Source organism: Bartonella sp. AP40SXNS (assembly GCF_042195825.1).
GTDB lineage: Bacteria > Pseudomonadota > Alphaproteobacteria > Rhizobiales > Rhizobiaceae > Bartonella.
The window spans coordinates 1-3,494 of the sequence record NZ_JBHIPB010000040.1 but is presented as its reverse complement, the minus strand read 5'-3'; the positions used below and the strand labels follow the sequence as shown (position 1 = coordinate 3,494).

General features: G+C 44.4%; 3 protein-coding genes and 2 pseudogenes. All 5 read right to left on the bottom strand.

Annotated elements, in window-relative coordinates; all coding sequences use genetic code 11:
* A pseudogene (locus ACFILZ_RS09365) lies at positions 1 to 1,061 on the bottom strand (DnaB-like helicase C-terminal domain-containing protein); the annotation flags it as partial.
* Positions 1,018 to 2,040 (bottom strand): phage late control D family protein, encoded by a 1,023-nt coding sequence (locus ACFILZ_RS09360; protein ID WP_375610996.1) that lies wholly within the window; start codon positions 2,038 to 2,040, stop codon positions 1,018 to 1,020. The gene ACFILZ_RS09360 and the pseudogene ACFILZ_RS09365, both read right to left, overlap by 44 nt.
* Positions 2,040 to 2,294, bottom strand: a complete 255-nt coding sequence (locus ACFILZ_RS09355; RefSeq protein ID WP_375610995.1) for a tail protein X — start codon at positions 2,292 to 2,294, stop codon at positions 2,040 to 2,042. The genes ACFILZ_RS09360 and ACFILZ_RS09355 overlap by 1 nt, the downstream gene beginning before the upstream one ends.
* Complete coding sequence (locus ACFILZ_RS09350) at positions 2,291 to 2,752, bottom strand: phage tail protein (RefSeq protein WP_375610994.1); 462 nt, start codon at positions 2,750 to 2,752, stop codon at positions 2,291 to 2,293. The genes ACFILZ_RS09355 and ACFILZ_RS09350 overlap by 4 nt, the downstream gene beginning before the upstream one ends.
* A 13-nt stretch (positions 2,753 to 2,765) precedes the next feature.
* Positions 2,766 to 3,494, bottom strand: a pseudogene (locus ACFILZ_RS09345) (phage tail tape measure protein); the annotation flags it as partial.

The window sequence follows — 3,494 nt, the reverse complement described above, 5'->3', positions numbered from 1 at the left end:
GAACCGCTTGTCATGAGTTGGATATAATCGATAATCAAGACATCTAGACCATGTTGTCGTTTAAGACGCCTTGCACGGGCGGCCAATTGTGCAAGGGATACACCCCCCGTTTGATCAATATAAAGAGGGATTGTTTGTAAGGAACGCATTGCGTAAATGATGTTGGTAAATTACTCTTCTGAGATATTACCACGACGCATATCAGAAGAAGAAACCTTTATTTGTTCTGAGATAATACGAGTTGCAAGCTGTTCTGTTGACATCTCAAGTGAGAAGAAACCAACAATACCCCCTTCATTGGCTTGGCTGTTATCACGCTTACAAGCATTAGCAATATTAAAAGCAATATTGGTCGCCAGAGAGGTTTTCCCCATAGCAGGGCGTCCAGCAAGGATAATTAAATCAGATGCTTGTAATCCTCCCATTTTTTCATCAAGGGTTTTGATATGGGTAGCTATCCCTGAAAGCTGTGAGGAACGCTTTTTCGCAGCGCTTGCCATGTTAAGTGCTTTTGCAATGGCTGTATCAAAGTTTTCAAACCCACCTCCATATTTTCCTTTTTCGGCGAGCTCAAATAACTGATTTTCAATTGTTTCAATTTGTTGGGAAGGTGTGAACTCCAGAGGCGCATCAAAGGCTGTATTGGCAACTTCATTGCCAAGATTAATCAAAGAGCGTCGGATAAACAGATCGTAAATGACGCGTCCATAATCTTCAGTGTTAATAATAGTGACTGCCTCTGTGGCTAAGCGAACAACATACTGGTATACAGTAATATCTCCAACTTTTTCTTCCATTTGGATATAGGGCTTGATTGTAATGGGGTTTGCAAGATGACCCTTTTGAATAATTTGTAAGACAATCTCAAAGATCTTTTGGTGTAGCGTTTCAAAAAAATGTTCTGCTTTGAGAAAGTCTGAAACGCGATCGAGTGCATTATTATTAATCAGGATTGCTCCAAGTAATGCCTGTTCCGCTTCAATATTATGGGGAAGTTGACGAAAAGAAGAAGCAAAATTATCTCTTGGATTTTCTGTTTTTAGCATGTTCAGTGTTCTCATTGCTTTCTTTTCCCTTGTCTGGTGCCTCGAGTGTGATTTCTGTTGTGTATCCGCTTTGTTTTTCATAGCGGTGGGTGACAGTGGAAGCTTTCCATGGCCCATTGATTTGCCCACGAAACCCTTGCAATAAAAGAGGTTGATCCGCCATGATTTCAGGGCGTCCCTCTAAGGTCAAAGAACCACTGCCTACAGCACGACACAACCTGTCCGACTCGGAAGCAGCAGCAGCTCGTGCTTCCTCCTCACAAGTGTAACAACTGCGAAGACGCCGCACGGGACCGCTAAACCCTGTCTGATGCTTGACTTGGCATTGCTGCCCTTTTGAGCGATCAAAATAAGAAGCTTCAATGGTGCCATATTGCGTACGTGGCTCTAACGTAAATTCCCAGTTGGAACAGTCGTGCTTATGGATTGCTAATGCTGGTAAATTGTCACCGCTTAAAAATAAAAACTTATTGTCCTTGATCAAAAAACGCGCCCGCATGCGATCGGCAAGGCGGGTTAAAAAATCAACAGCCGATTGATCTGTACGAATCACATAAGGCAAAGTTTGTTGAGTGAACTGAGGACTGACCTTTGCTTGATAGCCATGGCGTTTGGCAAGTGTCTCCACAATCTCACCAACAGTTTTGTGATCAAAATGTTCACTCACCTGTTCTTTGAGCTCTTTACGCATCGAGGCGCTTTTGCCACAAAGGCGCAAAATCTCTCCATCACTGCCACCACAACTTACAACCGATTCGACAACAAAACGCCCCATAAAGGCACTGATGCTGTTCTCATAGCCAAAAATCACCTGTAGCGCACTATTGCTTGAGGGAACCTCTAAATCATTGCCACTATCGTCAAACTCTGCTTCAAATATATCGGCTTCATTACCGGTATGGTCCGTAATGGTTGCGGTTAAAAGACGCTGGTAAAAAACCTCATGAACAGGTTTGTCTCCCACCTTGACCACAATAAAAGGGTGTGTACGCATTAATCCCATAACCGCTTCACCATGCTTTGGGGATTAGACAACACAAATTCAGGCAGAATGACCTTTAAGCCCCGTGGTAAAAACACACCATATTTGGCAATCTCTGGATTAGCTTCCAGTGTGGCTTCTAAATAGCCGTTTAGTCCCCCAACTTGAGAACGGTCCCCTAACACAGCCATGACATGGTGAAAGCAAAGGAGATCGAGGCTCATATCCTCTAGCTCTACAACAACATGTTTTTCTGGTATCTTCATAAAGTTTGTCCCACTTGGATTTGTCTCTCTTGGTATTGTCCTTGTGGTTTTCCGCCATTAAAAAAGGGCAAGAGCGTAATGGAATAGCGGATGCGCTGGGATTGACCAGAGCGACTGATATAGTCATGGTCTTTATTGATCGTGGTGATTACTACGGATCCATGGAGAAGGACACTATAGGTCGTATCATTAATCCAACGAAGCATCTGGACCGGCTTTGCTCTTCGAATAGTTGTAGTGATGGCATCTATCGCTACCCGGTCACCAAATTCTTCTGGAAACCAAACTCCATGAATGGTCTTTGCATCATTGCCATAGCCAGTAAATTGCAAACTGGGTGCCTTGCCAAAACGCTCCATACAAACCCAGGAGGCAGAAAACTCTTCTTCAAAGGATTGGAAATTTAGCCAATCCACATAAAATTGATGCGGTCCTAACATCATCAAAGGATCTCTCATAGGCTCCCTCCCCTCATTCTGTCCCGCCATGCAGCGCATTAGCGCGTGCCCGTTGCAAAGCATGGGCAACCGCACGACCAGTGGCCATGGGTTCACGCGCCCCATTAACATGCACTGTGACATTTTGATTGTGTGTGATGGGGGAACGGTCTTTGTCTCTTTGCTCTCTCGCAGATGAATTTACAGGAGAAGCCCCCGCAAATTGCACGATGGGTTGGATGGCTGTTTTACCCCCCAAAAAACTTGGCAAAAACTCTCTTACATCAATGGACCCAATCCACCCCTTAATGCGGCTAGGCAAAGATTTACAAAAATCCATCAATTGTGAGATAGACGACATAAAGCCATCGACAATCGAATTAGCTAGATCTTCGCCCGCTTGTTCCATACCAGCCTTGGCACTCTCCGAGAGCTTTTCCTGTGTAAAAAAACTCTTCAACCATTGCCAAAAGTTGGAAAAGCTTTGTTTAACGCCTTCCCACAAATTGCCAAACCACTCGACAACAGCGCTAAGCTCTTGTTTAAACTTTTGCCAAGTTTGAGAGAGATCAAAAGCAGCAGCAATGATGTTTTTCCATTTGGTGATGGTGGTGGTATCGGCACCAAAAAAGCGCATGACGGCTTCAAAGGCACGCCCCCAAGCCCGAGATACCCCCCGTGCAAAACCTTTGACAAATGAAGAAAAACGATCCCAATATTTCCACAAAGCAAAACCCGCAGCAAGGATGACAGCCACAACAGC

Bases quoted from the DNA above. Each gene is read 5' to 3' on its own strand.
- ACFILZ_RS09350 (WP_375610994.1), bottom strand. From the start codon at position 2,752: ATGAGAGATCCTTTGATGATGTTAGGACCGCATCAATTTTATGTGGAT.
- ACFILZ_RS09355 (WP_375610995.1), bottom strand. From the start codon at position 2,294: ATGAAGATACCAGAAAAACATGTTGTTGTAGAGCTAGAGGATATGAGC.
- ACFILZ_RS09360 (WP_375610996.1), bottom strand. From the start codon at position 2,040: ATGCGTACACACCCTTTTATTGTGGTCAAGGTGGGAGACAAACCTGTT.